The sequence below is a fragment of the Microvirga antarctica genome, assembly GCF_017921815.1.
GTDB classification, from domain to species: domain Bacteria; phylum Pseudomonadota; class Alphaproteobacteria; order Rhizobiales; family Beijerinckiaceae; genus Microvirga; species Microvirga antarctica.
In genome coordinates, this window is sequence record NZ_JAGEMM010000216.1 from 1 (window position 1) to 279 (window position 279).

At 44.8% G+C, this 279-nt stretch carries 1 pseudogene; it reads left to right on the top strand.

The window, feature by feature from the left end:
• Nucleotides 1-279 (top strand): annotated as a pseudogene (locus J4G32_RS21555) (hypothetical protein); the annotation flags it as partial.

The window sequence follows — 279 nt, forward strand, 5'->3', positions numbered from 1 at the left end:
TAATGGTTACCGAAGAGCATTTATCAGCTGATGAAGCTCGCCAACTGGCTAAAGATATCCAGACAGCTAAAGAACATAATCTTCGGGAGATTGGCCTGAGATTGATCGCTCTTAAAGAGTCCGGATTTAATCAAAAGGAAATTGCTGAACTGGAGGGGTTATCTCAAGCTAAAGTTACCAGGGCGCTGCAGGCGGCGGCCGTACCGCAAGACTTGATTTCTCTGTTCCCGGTTCAGTCGGAGCTATCGTTTAGTGACTATAAACTTCTTTTAGAAGTTA